Here is a 17,718-nt window from a genome sequence, read left to right as displayed (position 1 = left end):
AAGCTTCTTATCCCAATATGGAGGATCCAGATGGTCTCCCGGAACCGTCCCCCCGGGCGTCGACTCCGAACGCCGTCGGTACTCGGAATCGCCGCGGTCGCCGCGGCTCTCACCGTGTCCCTGTTGCCCAACCTCGCGCACGCCGCCGAGTCCACCCTGGCCGCGGCGGCGACCCAGTCGGGTCGGTACTTCGGCACCGCCGTCGCCGGGGGCAGGCTCAGCGACAGCACGTACTCCACGATCTTGAATCGGGAGTTCAACAGTGTGACCGCCGAGAACGAAATGAAGATCGACGCGACCGAGCCGCAGCAGAACAACTTCACCTTCGGTAACGCGGACCGGATCGTGAACCACGCCATCTCCCGCGGGTGGAAGGTTCGGGGCCATACCCTGGCGTGGCACTCACAGCAGCCGGAGTGGATGCGGACCATGGAGGGCTCCGCTCTGCGCAGCGCGATGCTCAACCACGTCACCCGGGTGGCCACCTACTACCGCGGCAAGATCGACTCCTGGGACGTGGTGAACGAGGCGTTCGAGGACGGCAACAGCGGCGCCCGCCGCAACTCGAACCTGCAGCGCAGCGGCAACGACTGGATCGAGGCCGCGTTCCGGGCCGCCGACGCGGCCGACCCGAATGCGAAGCTCTGCTACAACGACTACAACACCGACAACTGGACCTGGGCCAAGACGCAGGCCGTGTACAACATGGTGCGCGACTTCAAGTCGCGCGGCGTGCCGATCGACTGCGTCGGTTTCCAGTCGCACTTCAACGCGCAGTCGGCGTACAACAGCAACTACCGCACCACGCTGTCCAGCTTCGCCGCGCTCGGCGTGGACGTGCAGATCACCGAGCTGGACATCGAGGGATCCGGTCAGTCGCAGGCGAACACGTTCCGCAGCGTGGTCAACGACTGCCTGGCCGTGGCCCGCTGCAACGGGATCACCGTGTGGGGCGTGCGGGACTGCGACTCGTGGCGGTCCAGCGGCACCCCGCTGCTCTTCGAGTGCAACGGCAACAAGAAGGCCGCCTACACGGCCACCCTGGACGCGCTGAACAGCGCCGGCCCCACGACGCCTCCGTCCAACCCGCCGTCCAACCCGCCGTCCAACCCGCCGAACCCGCCCGGCTCGGCCGGCCAGATCGTCGGCACCCAGTCCGGACGATGCCTCGAAGCACCCAGCACCACATCCGGCAACGGCACCCGCGTCCAGCTCTACGACTGCAACCAGCAGACCAACCAGGCCTGGACCTACACCACCGACAAACAACTCCAGGTCAACGGCACCATGTGCCTGGACGCAGCCGGCTCCGGCAACGGCACCGCGGTCCAGATCTACGCCTGCCACACCCAGACCAACCAACAATGGAACCTCAACTCCAACGGCACCATCAGCGGCGTCCAGTCCGGACGATGCCTGGACGTCTGGAACACCACCAACGGCACCCAGGTCCAGCTCTACGACTGCCACGGCCAGACCAACCAGCAGTTCCGCCTCGCCGCCGGCGGTGCCACCGATCCGCCGACCACCACACCGCCGCCGGCCACCACCTGCGCTCTGCCGTCGTCGTACCGCTGGTCGTCGACGGGCGCGCTGGCGCAGCCGAGGTCGGGGTGGGTGTCGCTGAAGGACTTCACCCACGCGCCGTACAACGGCCAGCAGCTGGTCTACGCGACGACGCACGACACCGGAACGACGTGGGGCTCGATGAACTTCGGGACCTTCGCCAACTGGAACCAGATGGGGTCGGCCAGCCAGAACGCGATGCCGTTCGCGGCTGTCGCGCCGTCGCTGTTCTACTTCGCACCTCGTAACGTCTGGGTGCTGGCCTACCAGTGGGGCGGACCGGCCTTCTCGTACCGGACGTCGACCGATCCGACCAATGTGAACAGCTGGTCGGCGGCGCAGACGCTCTTCACCGGCAGCATCTCCAACTCCAGCACGGGCCCGATCGACCAGGCCCTCATCGGCGACAGCCAGAACATGTACCTGTTCTTCGCCGGGGACAACGGCCGGATCTACCGGGCCAGCATGCCGATCGGGAACTTCCCGGGCAACTTCGGCGCGAACTACGAGACGATCATGACCGACTCGACGAACAACCTGTTCGAGGGTGTGCAGGTCTACAAGCTCGACGGCGAGAACCGGTACCTGATGCTCGTCGAGTCGATCGGCTCCCAGGGCCGTTACTTCCGGTCGTACACCGCCACCAGCCTGGGTGGTTCGTGGACGCCGCAGGCCACGTCCGAGGGCAGCCCGTTCGCCGGCAAGGCCAACACCGGCGTCACCTGGACCAACGACATCAGCCACGGTGAGCTGCTCCGTACCAACGCGGATCAGACCATGACCGTGAACGCCTGCAACCTCCAGATGCTCTACCAGGGGCGTTCGCCCAACTCCGGCGGTGACTACGGCCTCCTGCCGTACCGGCCGGGTCTGTTGACACTGCAACGCTGACGATCGGGCAACGCCGAAGCGGACGGGCTCGGCACCGGCCGGGCCCGTCCGCTCCCCATCACCTCATCATCAGGAGGTAGCGAAGTGCGAAGACACACAAGACGGTTGGTCAAGCTCGCCGTGGTGGGACTCGCCGCCGCGGTCGGGCTGTCCGTTACGGCGCTGACCACCGTGTCGGCGTCGGCCGCCGACAACCCGTACCAGCGGGGGCCGGACCCCACCCGGGCCAGCGTGGCGGCCGTGAACGGCCCCTTCGCCAACACGTCGGTCAGCGTCCCGACCGGAAACGGCTTCAACGGCGGCCGCATCTACTACCCGACGGACACCAGCCAGGGCACCTTCGGGGCGATCGCGATCTCGCCGGGTTACACCGCGTTGTTCTCCGCCGAACTGGCCTGGATGGGGCCGTGGCTGGCCTCCCACGGCTTCGTCGTGATCGGCATCGAAACCAACAGCCGCAACGACTTCGACACGGCCCGGGGCACCCAGCTGCTCGCCGCGCTGGACTACCTGACGCAGCAGAGCCCGGTACGCGACCGGGTCGACCCCAACCGGCTCGCCGTCTCCGGCCACTCCATGGGCGGTGGCGGGGCGCTGAGCGCAGCCATCCGGCGCTCCTCGCTGAAGGCCGTGGTCGGGATCGCGCCGTACTCGCCGTCGTCGAACCTGGCCAATGACCGGGTACCCACGATGATCTTCTCCGGGCAACGGGACACGGTGGTGACCCCGTCCTACGCCACCACGCTGTACAACAGCATCCCGGCCACGACGGAAAGCGCCTACCTGGAGGTCGCCAACGGGGATCACGGGTTCATGGTCGGGCGGTCCGACCCGGTGCTGATCCGGACCATGCTGCCGTTCCTCAAGATGTTCCTCGACAACGACGCCCGGTACAGCCAGTTCCTGTGCCCGCTGCTGGACTCCAGCGGCGTGGTCACCTACCGCAGCACGTGCCCGTTGCTGCCCGCGACGCCGACGACTCCGCCCTCGGACCCCCCGCCGAGCACGCCGCCGTCCACGCCGCCCAACCCGCCCGGCTCGGCCGGCCAGATCGTCGGCACCCAGTCCGGACGATGCCTCGAAGCACCCAGCACCACATCCGGCAACGGCACCCGCGTCCAGCTCTACGACTGCAACCAGCAGACCAACCAGTCCTGGACCTACACCACCGACAAACAACTCCAGGTCAACGGCACCATGTGCCTGGACGCAGCCGGCTCCGGCAACGGCACCGCCGTCCAGATCTACGCCTGCCACACCCAGACCAACCAACAATGGAACCTCAACTCCAACGGCACCATCAGCGGCGTCCAGTCCGGACGATGCCTGGACGTCTGGAACACCACCAACGGCACCCAGGTCCAGCTCTACGACTGCCACGGCCAGACCAACCAGCAGTTCCGCCTCGCGCGTGAGCATCACCGGCCCGGCGGGCAATCCGTACGACGGGCTCTGACAGGCAGGTGGAACGGGACCGAAAGCGGGCGGGCCCGGCGTTACGCCGGGCCCGCCCGAGTCGTTTCTCCGCCGAGGGTCAGCGGCTCCAATCAGGACGGACGTAGGATTCCCGCGTGACTCCCGCACTCGTGACCGACTGGGCGCGGCTGTTCGTCAGCTACTGCCAGTACCAGGTGTACACCGTGCCGGGCGCCTCGAACCTGGGGACCTCCATGCTCGGCGACGACCTGCTGCACGTCGGCGGGCCGCATCAGCTGGTCGGCTTCTGCGGCATCCACACCGGCTGGATCGAGGCACGCGCGGTGGTTCTGCCCGGGCCACCGGCGCAGGCCGATCCCGGCTGGGACGCGATCAGTGAGGCGACCCTCTGGTGTCCCAGCGGCCGGCTGTCGGTGGTCGGCCTGATGGGCGGCGTCGCGGAGGCCCTCACCGACGTCCCGGTGCCCCGGGGCCTGATCCGGATCCGGGTACACGCCCGGCACCGCCTGCACGAGAACGAACGCACCGACGACCACCCGCCCGAGCGACACGAGCTGCACATCTGGGCGGTGTCCGAGCAGACACCGTGGCGCACCGTGCTGGCCGACCCGGTACGTCGCGGCTGGGAGCGGAAGCCGGCGAAGGCCGCCGAGTGGGCGATGCTGTCGCTGGTGCCGCGCCCGCCCGAGCGCCACGCCCGGCTGGCGCCGCCACCACCCGACCCGTACGAGGACGACACCGGCCTGTCCCGGGTGACCGTGGTCTGCCACCGGCCCGGGCCAATCGAGATTCCGGTCGCGGTGCTGCCCGCGGGCGACCTGGAGGTCCGGCTCGGCCGGGTCGACGACGAGACCCTGACCTGGTCGTGGGCCCTTGCCGACGAGCCGATCTTCCCGCGGCCGCTCGTGACCCTGCCGGACGACGAGCCGAGCACCGTCCGGCTGATCTCCGGCCCGGACGGCGGCACGCTGCGGCACGAAGGCGTGCTGGGCCGGCACGCCGCCGCGCTCGGACTGATCTGGGACCACCTGCTCGACGGCGCCGGGTCGTACCCGTGGATCAACGAGTTGCGCACCCAGGCCGCCGCGGCGACCGCACGGGCCGAGGAGCACCGCCGCCGCGCGGCCGAGCGGGAGGCGCGGCGGTGGGGAGGTCCGCCGCCGTCGGAGCGCGTCCGCGGCCTGGCCGGCCAGGCGCAGTCCCTGGCCCGGATCGACCGCGCTCTGCTCGACCGGATCGACGCGCTTCCCGCCGCCGGTCAGCGCGCGGCGGCCTGCTGGGCGGCCCGCCGCGCGATGCGCGTGGCCGGACTGGAACAGATCGGGTGGATCGCCGAGGCGCTCGCCGACGCCGAGGCCGGTCGCCCACTCCCCCGGCTCATCGCCGACCCGGGCGCCGCCTTCCGCCGGCTCCTGTCCGACCCCGAGGTGCCGCACACCACCATCCCGCTTCGCCTCGGCCCGAATGCGCTCGGCGCACACGGCGCGACCGAGATGCTGCAACAGGCCGCGGCGTTCCCCGCCCTGATCGCTCTGGCGAACGACGATCCGCTGGCCGCCGCGCTCGACGCCACCTACAACGCGGCCCTCGCCCACGGCGACGACCGCGACCGCTTCCTCGCCGAGGCGCACACCGCCCTGACCTGACCTCGCGGGCGCACGGACCGGCCGGCACCGGGCGAGCCGCGTCTGTCAGGTCGTCGCATAGACACCGCGCACCGCGTCGACGAACGCCTGCCCGCAGGTGCGGAACGTGGCCGTACACGCCGATGCCGGGCCGTCCTTCGTCGGAAACAGATCCGTGCGCAGGTCGGCGGTCAGTTCGAACTGCACGCCCTGGCCGTCGGAGTCCTTGTTGACGAAGTTGTCGGGTGACGTTCCGGCGATGTCGGCGGGCGCGGGCTGGACGACCGTGAACCCGGCAGTCCTGAGGGCAGTCGCCAGCCGCGCGCCGGTGTCGGTGTCCCGGCCGCCGATGAACACGGTCCGGCCCTCACGCTTGGTGCCATGGACCGACAGCGCGTGCGTACGCTGGCGGATCAGGATCAGGCATTCCTCGAGATCCCAGTGCTCGCTGGTCACATGGAGCCGGGGGAAATTCTTTCCGGCCGGCAGCCGGCCCTGGAAATGACACTGGGTGTGGTCGGTCCCGGCGACGGCCTGCGCGATCTCGCTGGTACGTATCTCGATCGCGCCGCCGTGCGGTGCGACCACGATCAGCGGAGAGTCGGTGATCTCGATCGCGATCTGGTAGGCGTCCGCCTTCTCCACCTTGCGCAACGCGGTCATCGACGGGTACTCCGCCACGGTGCCCGGAACGGCGCCGGTGGCCCGCGGCTCCGGCGACCGGACGGAACGCGGTGACGCGACACCGTAGACGGTCAGCATCACCAGTGTCACGCCGAGGGCGCTCAGCGCCCATGGTGCACGTCTCATCACGTCATCCCCGCGCCGAACGTCGCCGAACGACACGGATTCTCGCACGCGCCGGCCGGACCGTGGGTCCCGTGCCGAGCCCGCCGCCGAGGGCTCCCCTGACAGACGACAACTGGCACGCACCACCGGGGTTCGCCCATCGGGGTCCGGTACGGCCTCCCCCGTTCGGACGCACGGTCGGCTGGCTTGGGGGACGTCCCGGGAGTCGATCAACGCCTAGCCTCTGACCGGTGCGCGGACGTCGGAGCTGGCAGGGGGACATCGTGCCTCGTGATCGCGGACCTGGACGGTGGGTGCCGGTCGGTGCCGCCGCGGCCACGATCCTGGCCGCGGGGACGCTGGTGTTCGCCCTGCACCGGACACCGCCGGAGCCCGCACCGGCATCGGCGGTCATGGCGGCGGGGCCGGGCATCGTTGCCGAGGGGCCGGCCGGGCTGATCGTCCGGGACGGCGACCTCGTGGAGGCGAGCGGCCCGGTCGAGAAGGGTTCGACGATGTGCTCGCCCGCCCCGGTTCCGGCCATCTACGGGCCCTGCCCGCACGGTATCCGGGTGCCCGGAATCAAGCCGACGGACGGTGTGACGCTGCGTGGCCGGTGGCATCCGAGCGGGCTGTCCGACATCCGGCGGATGCCGTACTCGCCCCCGTCGGGCGGCGTGCTCGGGGACTCGGACCTGCCGGACACTCCGCCGTGCCCGGCGCCGGCCGGTGGCTGGCGGGACGGCGAGGACTGGGTCGACGACCGGGTCCGCGACCATCTGCACGCCCGTCCCGACCAGTTCGCCGAGCCGTTCGCGACGCACGTCGGGAACGCCCGCGTCCTGGTGGTCGAGGTGGTGAGCGGCGACGTGGACCAGGCCCGGGCGGCGTTGACCGCGACATACTCCGACAACCTCTGCGTGGTCGCCGCGCCCGGTGGCCACAGCATCGCCGCTGAGGAGAGGCTGCAGGCCACCGTCGGCGAGGCGGTCCGTGCGCTGATGGACGCTGATCCGGGCATCTACCTGGCCGGTTCGGAGGACGGAAAGATGCGGGTGATGATGCTCCAGCTGACCCAGCCGCTGTACGACAGGTTGGCCGCAATCGGCCTCGACCACCTGATCGTCGACCCATGGATCCGCCCGGCTCGCTAGACGTGGGAGTGGACGGCTGCCGGGTCCGGAGTCATCGCCGCTCGACGCGCGGGGCCATCCAGTGTCGGTCGGTGGTCCACCCCAGCAGCCGCCGGCCGGTACCGGCGGTGCCGTCCGGCGCCACGGTGTTACCGGCGGCGACGTGTGCCAGGCCGGCGAGCGCCGGAGCGAGCGCGGCCCGTACATGTCCCGGCCGGTTGTCGAGATCGCGCGACCAGTGGGCGAGCCGGGTGGTCACGTCGGCGGGCTCGCAGAGCGACAGGTAGAAGACCAGATGCCGCCAGGCGTACGCGATGTCCTTGATCGTGCCGAGCGGCCTCGGATTGCCGCGCAGCCGCCCGGCGAGGGTGCCCGCGACGGCGAAGGCGCGGTCGGCCGTGGTCGACCAGTCGGACGACGGACGCACGGCGACCCGGGCCACCAGCGTCGCCAGGTTGTGGGTGGTGATGATCTGTGCCTGTTCGATGACCGTGCCGTTGGCGGCGACGGAGTAGCCGCCTCGTGCTCCGGCGCGGTCCCGGCACAGCGCGTCGAACGCGGGTGACGTGGCTGCGGCGTGCGGGCCGCGCTCGACGGTGCTCCCGGCAGCTCGGACCAGGTCGTAGTCGATGTCGTAGTACCGGCTGTACAGGGTCCCCCGGAGCAGATCGGCGGCGATCTCCGCGGCCCCCACGAAGGTGGCGGAGAAGGTTCCCTCGAAGATGTCCGCGGCGAGTTCACTCACCCAGGGCAGGTTCGCGCCGGCCTCGCGGCTCAACGTGGCCAGCTCTCTGACCAGTGGATTGGGCAGCAGCGTGGCGGGGAATCCGTCGATGGCCAGTTCGCCCAGCCGGCGCAGCGTCGCGTGGGCCTCGCCGCGGGTGTCGTCGTCGGCGGCGCGGTACACCCGGACCGCCCGCACCCACGGCAGCTCGTCGAGCTGCACCTGACGCTCCAGGTCGCGCAGCAGCAGCGAGCGGCGGTTGCGGAAGGCACGGTAGGTGGCGGCCATCAGCCTGCGCAACGTGTCGTCGCGATAGGGCGCCGCGGCCGTAGCGGCAGCGATCTGCGGGACCAGCGTCGCCAGAACCTCGGCGGACGCCACGATCCGCGCCGCCACCAGATCTCCGACGGTGCCGGCGAGGGCCCGCCGTACCGGCGCGGTCAGTGGATCGGGGAAGGCGGTCCCGGCCGGAACGCCGTCGTCCTCGCCGGCGAGCGTGGGAGCCAGCACCGCCGGCAGGTCGGCGATGCCCTGCCGGGGCGGCAGGGCCGCCAGCCGTCGCACCAGGATTCGCGCCAGCTGGTGGTGCGTCGGCCGGGCGATCGCCGCGGCCTGCCCCGCACGCACCGCGGCATGCTCGGCGGAACCGGGCAACCCACGCCGGCGCAGCATGGCGTCGACGGCGTGCTGCAGCAGGCCCCGGGTGCGCGGACCCAGTGCCCGGCCGGTCACCACCTCCTGCACCGCGGCCCGGAGAATGGCCAGGTTCTCCTTGGGCCGCCGATGCTTGCCACAGCGGGTGTGAGCGGCAGCGAGACGCTCGTAGCGGTGCAACAGGGCCGACGCCCGGCGCAGCCAGTCGTCGTCGACCTCGTCCGTGACCACGCCGTCGACAACGGTTTCGCACCACAACGCGAGCAGTTCGTCGGCGAACGGATTCCAGACGGTGAGCGCCTCGCGCTGCGCCTCGACCCGCGGGTTCGGCGGCCGGCGCGCCAGCGTTTCCCGCGCGTCCGCGGCGGTCTCGCGCCACACCACCTCGGGGTCACCGTCCGGCGTGCCGTCGGCGAAGGGCGAAAACCGCAACCGGTCGGCGTACGGGCCGATCTCCTCGAGCACCGCCAGCGCGCCGTCGCGGTCCCCGGCACGCAGGAGCCACGCCACCACCGGCAGCGCCGCATGCTCCGGCAGAGCCACCCGGTACGCGCCGCTGTCGAGCAGGGCGGTCAGTTCGGCCAGACCGCGCTCGGTCAGGTGGTGGGCGAACAACGCCCGGCGCTCGGCAGGTACACCCAGCCGCCGGGCCAGGGCGCCCTCGTCCGGCTGCACCGCCCCGCCGGCAGCGGCCCCGCCGGTAGCGAACCCACCCCGCACCACCTCCGGCGTCACCCACACCGGCAGGTCGGCCACCGGCGTGCGGGACCCGATCCGCAGGGTGCCGCTCAGCATGCCCCGCAGAACGGCCGCCCAACGACGCCCACGTTCGTCGGCCCTCCGCCGCGTCGCCGCGTCCTCGTGCGCCGCCGCGGTGGCGAACGCCCTGGCCAGCTCGCCCAGGACGTAGTCCGTGCCGGCGGACGGCCGATCGTCGTTCGTCAGTCGCTTCTCGTCACTCATCGCCAGCGTGGCGGGATCCGCCCCCGCGCCCTCCGGGTCTACAGCCCGGTGCTCTCCTTCTGAGCTACACGCCGCCATCGCGGACCACGGCCCGCGTACCGGCCGACCATACCGTCGGCCCGGGCACCCGCGCCGCGCATTTCCCGACCTCCGCATCCACCGGGTCGGCGGACGTCCGCGTCCCGGTCCGGGGTGACCGGCGACCCCGGGGATAGGGTCGGCCTCGAGCCAGGCCGGGTTTCGCCGCGCCCGTGGCCGTCGGCCGATGTTGTGGGTTGTTCGAGCTGGTCGATGCGGGAGGAGAATCCATGAGCACCACACCCGAGCTGCCCTACTCGTTCCACGGACTGCACCACACACAGCTGGCCATTCCGCCGGGTGCCGAGGACCGGATCCGGGCGTTCTACGGCGGCGTCCTCGGCATGACGGAGATCGCGAAGCCGCCGGTACTGGCCGCCCGCGGTGGCTGCTGGTTCCGCGGCGGTGGCCTGGAGCTCCACTTCGGAGTGGAGCAGGACTTCACCGCCGCCCGCAAGGCCCACCCCGGTCTGCTGATCGCCGGCCTCGACGCGCTGGCGAAGCGACTGAGGGACGCGGGCGTCGACGTCGACTGGGACGGCAACTTTCCCGGGCACCGCCGGTTCTACGCATTCGACCCGTTGGGCAACCGGCTCGAGTTCCTCGAGCCCGAGGCGCCGACCGAGCGGTAGGCGTCTCGTGGGTCTCCTGCCGACCGCGACGTCCTGGTGGCGTTGATCTACGTCGAGGTAGCGGTGAGGTGATGGGCGGGACGTATCTTGAGATGCCCACGGACCCGAGCGGCGGAGGAGAAACGTTGACGGCAAGGGACGATCTGCTGGCGCTCGTACCGCCACCGTCCAGACCAGCCGTCGTGCCCGACTGGGCGGCGGTGGAGGCACGACTGGGCACGCGGCTCCCAGGTGACTACAAGTGGCTGATCGAAACGTACGGGTCGGGCTCGTTCGACGAGTTCCTCGGCGTCTTTCAACCGGGATCGCGCATCGACGGGCTACGGCTCGAGCACCAGGCGGAGCGCACCGCGTGGGCTTTGGACTACCTCCGCGACGGAGGCGAGCAGGTCCCCTTCCGAAACGACGAACTGCTACCGTTCGGCCGGACCGACAACGGTGACTTCTGCTACTGGGTACGTCATCCGGCCGACGACCCGGATGCGTGGACGGTAGTGGTGAACGAGGCACGCGGACCGGAGTGGTCCGCGTTCGACGGTGGCGGCGCGGTGGCCTTCTTGTCCATGGTCCTCTCGGGCGGTCACCGCGTCAGCGTCTTCCCGGACGACTTCCCCGGTGCACATCCCGCGTTCGAGCCGGACGAGGCATAAGGCCCTCCGACCGTCCACGGCGTACTCCCGGTGGTCATCGGCGGGCCGCAGCATCCCATGGCGGTGTACTCCGACTCAGGTACGCGCGGGCGCGCGGCCTCGGATCGCGCCAGAACTGGTCCGGCCTGCGATGGTGGTAGGTCTCGCAGAACTCGTCAAGGCCGACGCCGACGGACACCCGCTGGACCATGCGGCGCTCGAAGTCCGCATTGATCTCGATCAGGTGGGACTCGGGATTCCACCCCGAGTGGTCGAACGCCCAGCCCTCCCACGACGCATAGACGTGAAACGGCTGCCATCGACCCTCGAACACGAGCGCCGCCAACTCCACCGGCCGGTCCGCGTACGCATCCCGGCACGCCCAGGCAAGAACATGGCATGCTCCCGCCGCGAAGAACGCCTGATCCGGCCGCTCCCACGACACCCGCTGGTCCGACCGCTCGACCGCCGTCCGGCGAAACGCCCCCGCCGCCATCGCTGCCATGACACGGATGGTAGGCGAAGGGCCATTACGTCCATGGCTGTCGGCAGCGCGCAACGGCGTGAACAACGCGGGTCGCGCGTCCAGGCCACGTCTTACCGCGTCGGTTCGTGCTCGTCCTCGTCCTTCTCCTCCACCGACCGGCTGATCCACGAGGCCACACCCAACGTGGCGATGGCCAGGAACATGCTGATGATGCTGGACAGCTTGTCCGCCTTGTCGAGGCCGATGGAGATCAGGTGGATCAGCAGCACGATCGCCGCCAGAGCGAGAGAGACGATGAAGAGCTGCCGGGGCACCGCGACGCGCCGGCTGTTCCGGACCAGCCGGTTCACCAGAGAGGTGATCCCGACGGTGGCCACCACCAGCGCGGTGGCCCAGAGCGACGGCAGATAGGCGGGTTGCTCGAAGAAGGCGAATCCGCTCATTTTCCGGCCCGCGCCTTCTTCATCAGCTCGACGAAGCTTCCGGGGAGCTTGGTGACCCGCGGGTCGAACAAGTAGACCCGCAGCGGCTCCTGGACATCCTTCGAGAAATTGTCGTAGTCGGGCAGGCCCGGACGGGGCCGGGCCTGCCCGATCAGGATTCGCAGGGTTTCCAGATGCGGCACCTGATCCTGTAGGACATCGTCGTTGTACGTATTCGTCCGGGTCGGCGCGAATCCGTGCACCGCGAGTACGTGCTGCGCGGGTAGACCGGTCATGAAATCGATCCACTTCTGCGCCTCGGCGGGATTTCGGGTCCGCGTGGTGATGGCCAGGTTCTGTCCACCGAGAATGCCGTGCGGCAGACCACCGATGGCGATGGCCGCCGCGACCTTGCGATCAATCTCCCGAAACCTGGTGGGCCAGTTGCGCATAATGGTGGCAGCGCCCCCGACGAACGAGTTGACGCTGCGATTCTCATCGCTGAGCTCCGCCACGCCGACCACCCGGTCCCGGCCGATCGCCGTCCGGAGCGGCTGTAGCGCGTCGTGCCATCGGTCGATTTCGGCGGACGGGACGCCGTCCGCGTCCACGATGCCCGGGTCGATCGCCAGCGCGTGCTCCAGGACGTTGCAGAGAAAGGCCTCGCCCTGCGGTCCGGGACTCTGGGGCAGCTGGGCGATCCAGCGCCTCCCCGCTCCGGACTTGGTGGACTCGAGCAGGTCACGCAGCTTCGGCAGCGATCCCCGGCCGGGAGATCGGTGGAAGAGCACGCCACAGTCCGTGTTGAACGGCACCGCCCACAGCCGCTCGTCGCCGGCCACCTGACAGGTCCGGAGCGGCGCTTCCAGGAACTGAGCACGGTTGTCGACGTCCAGCGGTCTCAACAAGCCGGTCGAGACCGCCTCCGCCATGTGGATGGCGTCAAGGTTGACGATGTCGACCTCTCCGTTGGCCGCCCATCCCCGCATCTGGCGGAATTGGTCGGAGGTCGACCCTTCGGCAATGCGGTATTCCGCGGTGCAGTTCGGGTCACCCTCATTCCAGACGTCGTTGAGCAACTGCCTGGCACCGGTGAGATCCGCACCGCTCGCGATGGTAAGCGTGACCTTGCGCTGCGGTCGCGGCGCGGGCCGGCCACTGAAAACCAGACTGCCCCACGCCGACAATGCTCCACATGACAGTGCGCCGCTCACGAATGATCTGCGCGAAAACCGTTCGGGCATCCAGAGTCACTTTCACCTCATGATATTTCCTGGACAACCCTTGCCGCCCGACCGGAAGAATGCAACCCTGTCCCATGTCGGAATCGCGAAACTCGTGGGTTTCCGCTGTCCGTGGTCGGATGATCGGTTGATTTTCCAACGCAGCGACGATGCGGCCCGCCGAATGTCATCCCAGCACTATGCAGCCGGGCCTTCTCCGGCTCGCACGTCGCCGAGGAGGTCCCACCGGTTCCCGGCGATGTCGAGGAAGACGGCCACGCGGCCATAGGGTTCGGTACGCGGCGGGCGTACGAAGGTGACGCCGGCCTCGGTCATCCGTCGGTACGTGGCGTCGAAGTCGTCGACGCGGAGGAAGAACCCGACCCGTCCGGCTGTTTGATGACCGACGGCCGCGGTCTGGTGTTCTCCGTCGGCCCGGGCAAGGAGAAGCCCGGTCTGCGCGCCGGGCGGACGGACGACCACCCAGCGTTTCGGCTGTCCGTCGTTGGTGAGTGAGGGTGAGTCCTCGACGAGGTCGAAGCCGAGTACGCCGGTGAAGAAGGCGATGGCCGAGTCGTACTCGTCAACGATCAGGGCAACCAGGTCGATCCGCACCCCGCCAGCCTACGGATGGCCTGGCCGTGGTCGTCCGCTCGTCAGAGTGGGAGAGGGTCCGGCCGCGCGTAGATTCCGGTCATCGCGGTCGTGACTCGGCGTCGCGCCTTCGCCTGGTCGTCACCGAATCGGTCGATGCCCCAGGACAGGGCGAGGACCAACTCGAACACCTCGTCCGCTGTCATCTCGTCCCCGATCTGGCCGGCCGCCCGTGCGCCGTCCAGCAGCACGCCGATCCGCTCGACCAGCGGCGCGTTCGCCGAGTGCAACGGCGAGGCGTCGTCGTCGTGCGCGGTGGCGAGGCACGTGGGCAGGTCGTGCCAGATCCGCAGGCCCCAGCTCACCCGGATCAGCCACTCGCCGAGTGCGGCTGCCGGCGGCAGCGTTCGGGCCAGCTCGTCGGCCTCGGCCAGCGCTCGGGTGAAGAAGCCCGCGATGACGGCGGACACCAGATCGTCCCGGGTGGGGAAGTTGCGGTAGAGCGTGGCGTTGCCGACGCCGGCGCGTAACGCGATCGCGTCGAGCGGGGCGAACACGCCCTGTTCCTCGAACGTCTCCCGGGCGGCGGACAGGATCGCGTCGCGGTTGCGCTGGGCGTCGGCGCGCAGCGGGCGTGCTTTGGCCAACATCACTCCTCATTGACTAAGTGGGGATGGTCCCCACATAATTTCCGGGGAAACTCCCCAGTTCGGTAAGGAGTATAGATGGACTACGACGACCTGCCCGGGGTACGCATCGCGGTCGCGAACGGCGTCGCCGTCGCCACCCTCGACCACCCGCCGCTGAATCTCCTGGACGGCGTCCTGCTGCCGTCACTGCGCGGCTTCGTCAACCGGGTACGCCACGACACCGAGGTCCGCGTCGTCGTGTTCGACAGCGCCGACCCGGAGTTCTTCAGCGCGCACGGCGACATGGCCTACCTCACCGACCCCGCGGCGCTACCCGCCGCCACCGCCGCCGCGATCGCCGCCGCTCCGGACGTGCCGGTTGCGGACGGCATGAACATCCTCGAGGCCCTGAGCGACGAGGTGCGTAGCCTGCCACAGGTCACCATCGGCAAGATCAGTGGTTTTGCCCGCGGCGCCGGCAACGAGTTCCTCATGTACCTGGACATGCGCTTCGCGGCGATCGGACGATCCGGCCAGGCCCAGCCCGAGGCCGTGATGGACATCCTTCCCGGCGGTGGCGGGACGGTGCACATGGCCCGTCTGCTCGGCCGGGAACGCGCCCTGGAACTGCTGCTCGGCGGCGAGCTGGTCGGCGCCGAACTGGCCGAGCGCTACGGCCTGGTCAATCGCGCACTCCCCGCCGACGAGATCGACGCCTTCGTCGACCGGCTGGCACGCCGGATCGCGCGCCTGCGGCCGGAGGTCGTCGCCGCCGTCAAGACCACCGTCGAGACCATCACCCCGAAAATCCCGCACCGTGCGTACGCCGTGGAGAATGCCGCCCTGTTCTCCCTGTTCACCGAGGACATGGTCGCGTCGGCCCACCGGCAACTCGCCGCGGGCGTGCAGACGCGCGAGGGCGAACGCGACCTGGAACGCATCCTCGACGACCTCTGATCAGTCACCCACCACACCCACCGCCCGGAAGCGTGGATCCGCCCTGTGCCGGGGAAGCACCGTCAAGGCTGACCGGCACACGCCTCGGCCGCCCGCCTGAGGTGAGCGGCACGCTCCTCCAGGAGCCGTCGCAGGTACGGGGCGAGCAGCAGACGAGTCACCACCACCCCCACCGGCCCGAGCGGTGCACCAACGGTCATCCGATCCGTCATCCGGGTGGTCCCGGGCCGCAGGGTGTGGAACAGATGCTCGTGACGCAGCATCCGGAAGGGCCCCCGGGTCTGCTCGTCGACGAACCGATACGGACGCTCGCACACCGTGATCCGGCTGGCCATGCGCCAGCGAAGGCCGAAGTGACGAGCACGGAAGGTGACCTCGTCACCGAGCGCGAGGCGACGCCGGCCGGTGCTCGTCGTCGCGGTCTCGGCACTGTCGGGAATCGACGCGGCATGGACGTCCACGTCGAGCGCCAGGTCGAACACGACGTCCGAAGCAGCCTGGACGAACGTCACGACCTCGATCACCACCGGCACGTCGGCAGCCTAGACCGGTCGAGCTGGGCCTCCGCTCATCGCCCGGTTCCAGATCTCAGGAACCGCCGAGGCCGCCGGCCGTGCGCCCGCGGCGGTGACTCAACCCTGCCGCTGTGGCACGCCGGCGGCAGTGGTCAGGGCGTCGATCAGGCCGGGGAAGCGGACGTCGAGCTCGTCGCGGCGCAACTCGACGGTGTGCGTGCGGCCGGACACGACGGTACGGGTCAGGCCTGCCTGCCGCAGCGTGCGGAAGTGGTGCGTCATGGTCGATTTGTGCACGCCGAAATCCCAGTGGGTGCCGCATTTGCCGTGCGGCAGGCCGTCGGCGAGCGTCTGCACGATACGGAGGCGGATCGGGTCGGCGACCGCCCGCAGCACGTCGACCATCGTCACCTCGGCGATGTCCGGCATCGCGTCGTCCTCCCGGGCCATGCCCCCACCATACAGTTGGACATCCGTCATACCATCGCCTACGTTAACCGTATGACGGATGTCCAACAGTCTGGTTCGGCGCGCTGGTCCTGGGACGCCGACGGCGTCGTCACCGTGACCCTCGACGACCCCGGCCGCACCGCGAACATGCTGAACCGTCGCCACTACGACGGGCTCGGCGCCTGCCTCGACGACCTCACCCGGCACCTCGGCCGGCTGCGTGGCGTCGTGCTCACCTCGGCGAAACGCTCCTTCATCGCCGGCCCCGACTTCGTGCCGGGCGAGATCACCCCGGACGAGGCCGCCGCCACCTACGAGCTGCTGACACCGCTGCGCGACCAGGCGCGCCGGCTGGAGACCCTGGGCCGGCCGGTCGCCGCCGCGCTCAACGGCTCCGCGCTCGGCGGCGGCTTCGAGCTGGCGCTGGCCTGCCACTACCGGGTCGGCGCGAACAACCCGTCAGTCGTGTGGGCGCTCGCCGAGACCGGGATGGGCATCCTCCCGGCGGGTGGCGGAACGGTCCGCGCGACCCGCATGTTCGGGATCGCCGCGACGGTGCTCGAGATCGTCGGCCCCGGCACGGTGTACCACCCCGCGCAGGCGCTGGCCGCCGGCCTGGTGGACGAGCTGGCCGACGACACGGTCGCCGCGGCGCGGGCCTGGGTTCGGGCGCAGCCGGCCGGGCATTTCGTGCAGCGGTGGGAGCGACCCGGTTACGCGCTTCCCGGTGGGACCGCGGAGCCGCCGGGCGTGGCCGAGGAGGTGCACCGCCGCTCACAAGGGTCACCGGTACGTGCCCTCGCCGCGGTGCACGAGGTGGCGGTGCGCAGCGCGGCGGCGCCGTTGGACGAGGCCTTCGACATCGAGACGGCGGCTTGCCGGGCCCTGCTGAGTGCGCCCGAGTTCCCGGGTCTGGCACATCTGTTCTCCGCGATGCGTGCGCTCGCCACGGCACCCACCCGGCTTCCCGCGGACGGCACGCGGACCGGAGTGCGGGAGTTCCCGCAGATCGTCGACAACCCCTTGGCGGCGGTGTTCTTCGCCCCCGGCGCTCCGATCGTCGAGATCACCGACGCCGGCCACATCCCCGGGGTACGCGCGAAGGGCGGTATCCCGGTGCTCATCCACGCCGGCCACGTCTCCTTCGTGCAGACCCTTCTGGACGCCGGTCCCGACCCCGCCGACATGGCCGCCGCCGCGCGCCGCGCCCTCGACAACGGCCTGCGGATCGACCCGGCCGGCGCCGACGTCGCCTCCGTACTCGGTGCCGGCTTTCCCGCCTGGACCGGCGGCGTCCTGCACGCCGGAGGCGGCCGGTGA

At 70.3% G+C, this 17,718-nt stretch carries 17 protein-coding genes and 1 tRNA gene; 8 read left to right on the top strand and 10 right to left on the bottom strand.

Translation table 11 applies throughout. The features are described from left to right. Positions 1-30 precede the first annotated feature (30 nt). The 3 genes from LDL48_RS30590 (at position 31) to LDL48_RS30580 (ending at position 5,540) form a co-directional block, all read left to right on the top strand. A complete protein-coding gene (locus tag LDL48_RS30590) occupies positions 31-2,457 on the top strand; it encodes a non-reducing end alpha-L-arabinofuranosidase family hydrolase (RefSeq protein WP_372472216.1) in 2,427 nt (808 codons plus the stop codon). A 105-nt stretch (positions 2,458-2,562) separates the two neighbouring features. Beyond that, on the top strand, positions 2,563-4,032 hold the full coding sequence (locus LDL48_RS30585; RefSeq protein WP_225258588.1) for a poly(ethylene terephthalate) hydrolase family protein: 1,470 nt from the start codon (positions 2,563-2,565) through the stop codon (positions 4,030-4,032). After that, positions 4,029-5,540: a hypothetical protein gene (locus tag LDL48_RS30580; RefSeq protein ID WP_225258587.1), complete on the top strand. Its 1,512-nt coding sequence runs from the start codon at positions 4,029-4,031 to the stop codon at positions 5,538-5,540. Before LDL48_RS30585 ends, LDL48_RS30580 begins: the two co-directional genes overlap by 4 nt. A gap of 45 nt (positions 5,541-5,585) precedes the next feature. On the opposite strand, the gene LDL48_RS30575 is transcribed toward LDL48_RS30580, so the two are convergent. Beyond that, on the bottom strand, positions 5,586-6,329 hold the full coding sequence (locus LDL48_RS30575) for a poly-gamma-glutamate hydrolase family protein (RefSeq protein WP_225258586.1): 744 nt from the start codon (positions 6,327-6,329) through the stop codon (positions 5,586-5,588). Positions 6,330-6,622: 293 nt separating this feature from the next. Here LDL48_RS30575 and LDL48_RS30570 point away from each other — a divergent pair, with 293 nt between their 5' ends. After that, a complete protein-coding gene (locus tag LDL48_RS30570) occupies positions 6,623-7,462 on the top strand; it encodes a hypothetical protein (protein WP_225258585.1) in 840 nt (279 codons plus the stop codon). 31 nt (positions 7,463-7,493) lie between these two features. Here the strand turns inward: LDL48_RS30570 and LDL48_RS30565 are convergent, their stop codons facing one another. After that, positions 7,494-9,782 carry a hypothetical protein gene (locus LDL48_RS30565; RefSeq protein ID WP_225258584.1) on the bottom strand — a complete coding sequence of 763 codons (2,289 nt, stop codon included), beginning with the start codon at positions 9,780-9,782 and terminating at the stop codon, positions 7,494-7,496. Between the two features lie 2 nt (positions 9,783-9,784). Further along, positions 9,785-9,856: transfer RNA gene (locus LDL48_RS30560), tRNA-Tyr, on the bottom strand. 234 nt (positions 9,857-10,090) lie between these two features. On the opposite strand from LDL48_RS30560, the gene LDL48_RS30555 reads away from it, so the two are divergent. Next, complete coding sequence (locus tag LDL48_RS30555) at positions 10,091-10,492, top strand: VOC family protein (RefSeq protein ID WP_225258583.1); 402 nt, start codon at positions 10,091-10,093, stop codon at positions 10,490-10,492. A 71-nt stretch (positions 10,493-10,563) separates the two neighbouring features. After that, complete coding sequence (locus tag LDL48_RS30550) at positions 10,564-11,142, top strand: SMI1/KNR4 family protein (RefSeq protein ID WP_225258582.1); 579 nt, start codon at positions 10,564-10,566, stop codon at positions 11,140-11,142. Between the two features lie 34 nt (positions 11,143-11,176). Here LDL48_RS30550 and LDL48_RS30545 read toward each other — a convergent pair whose 3' ends face one another. The 5 genes from LDL48_RS30545 to LDL48_RS30525 all read right to left on the bottom strand — a co-directional run bounded on the left by LDL48_RS30545 (position 11,177) and on the right by LDL48_RS30525 (position 14,497). Beyond that, positions 11,177-11,626 carry a hypothetical protein gene (locus LDL48_RS30545; protein WP_225258581.1) on the bottom strand — a complete coding sequence of 150 codons (450 nt, stop codon included), beginning with the start codon at positions 11,624-11,626 and terminating at the stop codon, positions 11,177-11,179. A gap of 92 nt (positions 11,627-11,718) precedes the next feature. Next, positions 11,719-12,051, bottom strand: a complete 333-nt coding sequence (locus tag LDL48_RS30540; protein ID WP_225258580.1) for a hypothetical protein — start codon at positions 12,049-12,051, stop codon at positions 11,719-11,721. Further along, positions 12,048-13,274: a type 2 periplasmic-binding domain-containing protein gene (locus tag LDL48_RS30535; RefSeq protein WP_225258579.1), complete on the bottom strand. Its 1,227-nt coding sequence runs from the start codon at positions 13,272-13,274 to the stop codon at positions 12,048-12,050. Before LDL48_RS30535 ends, LDL48_RS30540 begins: the two co-directional genes overlap by 4 nt. Before the next feature lie 177 nt (positions 13,275-13,451). After that, the gene (locus LDL48_RS30530) at positions 13,452-13,868 is read right to left on the bottom strand and encodes a VOC family protein (RefSeq protein WP_225258578.1); all 417 of its coding nucleotides are present in this window, start codon (positions 13,866-13,868) and stop codon (positions 13,452-13,454) included. Between the two features lie 41 nt (positions 13,869-13,909). Then, positions 13,910-14,497 (bottom strand): TetR/AcrR family transcriptional regulator, encoded by a 588-nt coding sequence (locus LDL48_RS30525; protein WP_225258577.1) that lies wholly within the window; start codon positions 14,495-14,497, stop codon positions 13,910-13,912. Positions 14,498-14,572: 75 nt separating this feature from the next. Between LDL48_RS30525 and LDL48_RS30520 the strand changes: the two genes are divergently transcribed. Next, positions 14,573-15,433, top strand: a complete 861-nt coding sequence (locus tag LDL48_RS30520) for an enoyl-CoA hydratase/isomerase family protein (protein ID WP_225258576.1) — start codon at positions 14,573-14,575, stop codon at positions 15,431-15,433. Between the two features lie 62 nt (positions 15,434-15,495). Here LDL48_RS30520 and LDL48_RS30515 read toward each other — a convergent pair whose 3' ends face one another. Continuing rightward, complete coding sequence (locus LDL48_RS30515; protein WP_225258575.1) at positions 15,496-15,966, bottom strand: SRPBCC family protein; 471 nt, start codon at positions 15,964-15,966, stop codon at positions 15,496-15,498. 99 nt (positions 15,967-16,065) lie between these two features. Further along, on the bottom strand, positions 16,066-16,398 hold the full coding sequence (locus LDL48_RS30510) for an ArsR/SmtB family transcription factor (protein WP_225258574.1): 333 nt from the start codon (positions 16,396-16,398) through the stop codon (positions 16,066-16,068). Positions 16,399-16,449: 51 nt separating this feature from the next. Between LDL48_RS30510 and LDL48_RS30505 the strand changes: the two genes are divergently transcribed. Continuing rightward, a complete protein-coding gene (locus tag LDL48_RS30505) occupies positions 16,450-17,718 on the top strand; it encodes an enoyl-CoA hydratase/isomerase family protein (protein WP_225258573.1) in 1,269 nt (422 codons plus the stop codon).

The organism is Jidongwangia harbinensis (assembly GCF_020216025.1).
In the GTDB taxonomy this organism is placed as follows: domain Bacteria; phylum Actinomycetota; class Actinomycetes; order Mycobacteriales; family Micromonosporaceae; genus Actinoplanes; species Actinoplanes harbinensis.
Note: the sequence above shows the minus strand (reverse complement) of the source record. Positions and strands in the feature narration are given on the sequence as shown.

What these genes read in the sequence shown, in the direction of transcription:
- LDL48_RS30590 (WP_372472216.1), top strand. Translation starts at nt 31, where the DNA reads ATGGTCTCCCGGAACCGTCCCCCCGGGCGTCGACTCCGAACGCCGTCG.
- LDL48_RS30575 (WP_225258586.1), bottom strand. Translation starts at nt 6,329, where the DNA reads ATGAGACGTGCACCATGGGCGCTGAGCGCCCTCGGCGTGACACTGGTG.
- LDL48_RS30565 (WP_225258584.1), bottom strand. Translation starts at nt 9,782, where the DNA reads ATGAGTGACGAGAAGCGACTGACGAACGACGATCGGCCGTCCGCCGGC.
- LDL48_RS30555 (WP_225258583.1), top strand. Translation starts at nt 10,091, where the DNA reads ATGAGCACCACACCCGAGCTGCCCTACTCGTTCCACGGACTGCACCAC.
- LDL48_RS30550 (WP_225258582.1), top strand. Translation starts at nt 10,564, where the DNA reads ATGGGCGGGACGTATCTTGAGATGCCCACGGACCCGAGCGGCGGAGGA.
- LDL48_RS30545 (WP_225258581.1), bottom strand. Translation starts at nt 11,626, where the DNA reads ATGGCAGCGATGGCGGCGGGGGCGTTTCGCCGGACGGCGGTCGAGCGG.
- LDL48_RS30540 (WP_225258580.1), bottom strand. Translation starts at nt 12,051, where the DNA reads ATGAGCGGATTCGCCTTCTTCGAGCAACCCGCCTATCTGCCGTCGCTC.
- LDL48_RS30535 (WP_225258579.1), bottom strand. Translation starts at nt 13,274, where the DNA reads ATGCCCGAACGGTTTTCGCGCAGATCATTCGTGAGCGGCGCACTGTCA.
- LDL48_RS30525 (WP_225258577.1), bottom strand. Translation starts at nt 14,497, where the DNA reads ATGTTGGCCAAAGCACGCCCGCTGCGCGCCGACGCCCAGCGCAACCGC.
- LDL48_RS30520 (WP_225258576.1), top strand. Translation starts at nt 14,573, where the DNA reads ATGGACTACGACGACCTGCCCGGGGTACGCATCGCGGTCGCGAACGGC.
- LDL48_RS30510 (WP_225258574.1), bottom strand. Translation starts at nt 16,398, where the DNA reads ATGGCCCGGGAGGACGACGCGATGCCGGACATCGCCGAGGTGACGATG.
- LDL48_RS30505 (WP_225258573.1), top strand. Translation starts at nt 16,450, where the DNA reads ATGACGGATGTCCAACAGTCTGGTTCGGCGCGCTGGTCCTGGGACGCC.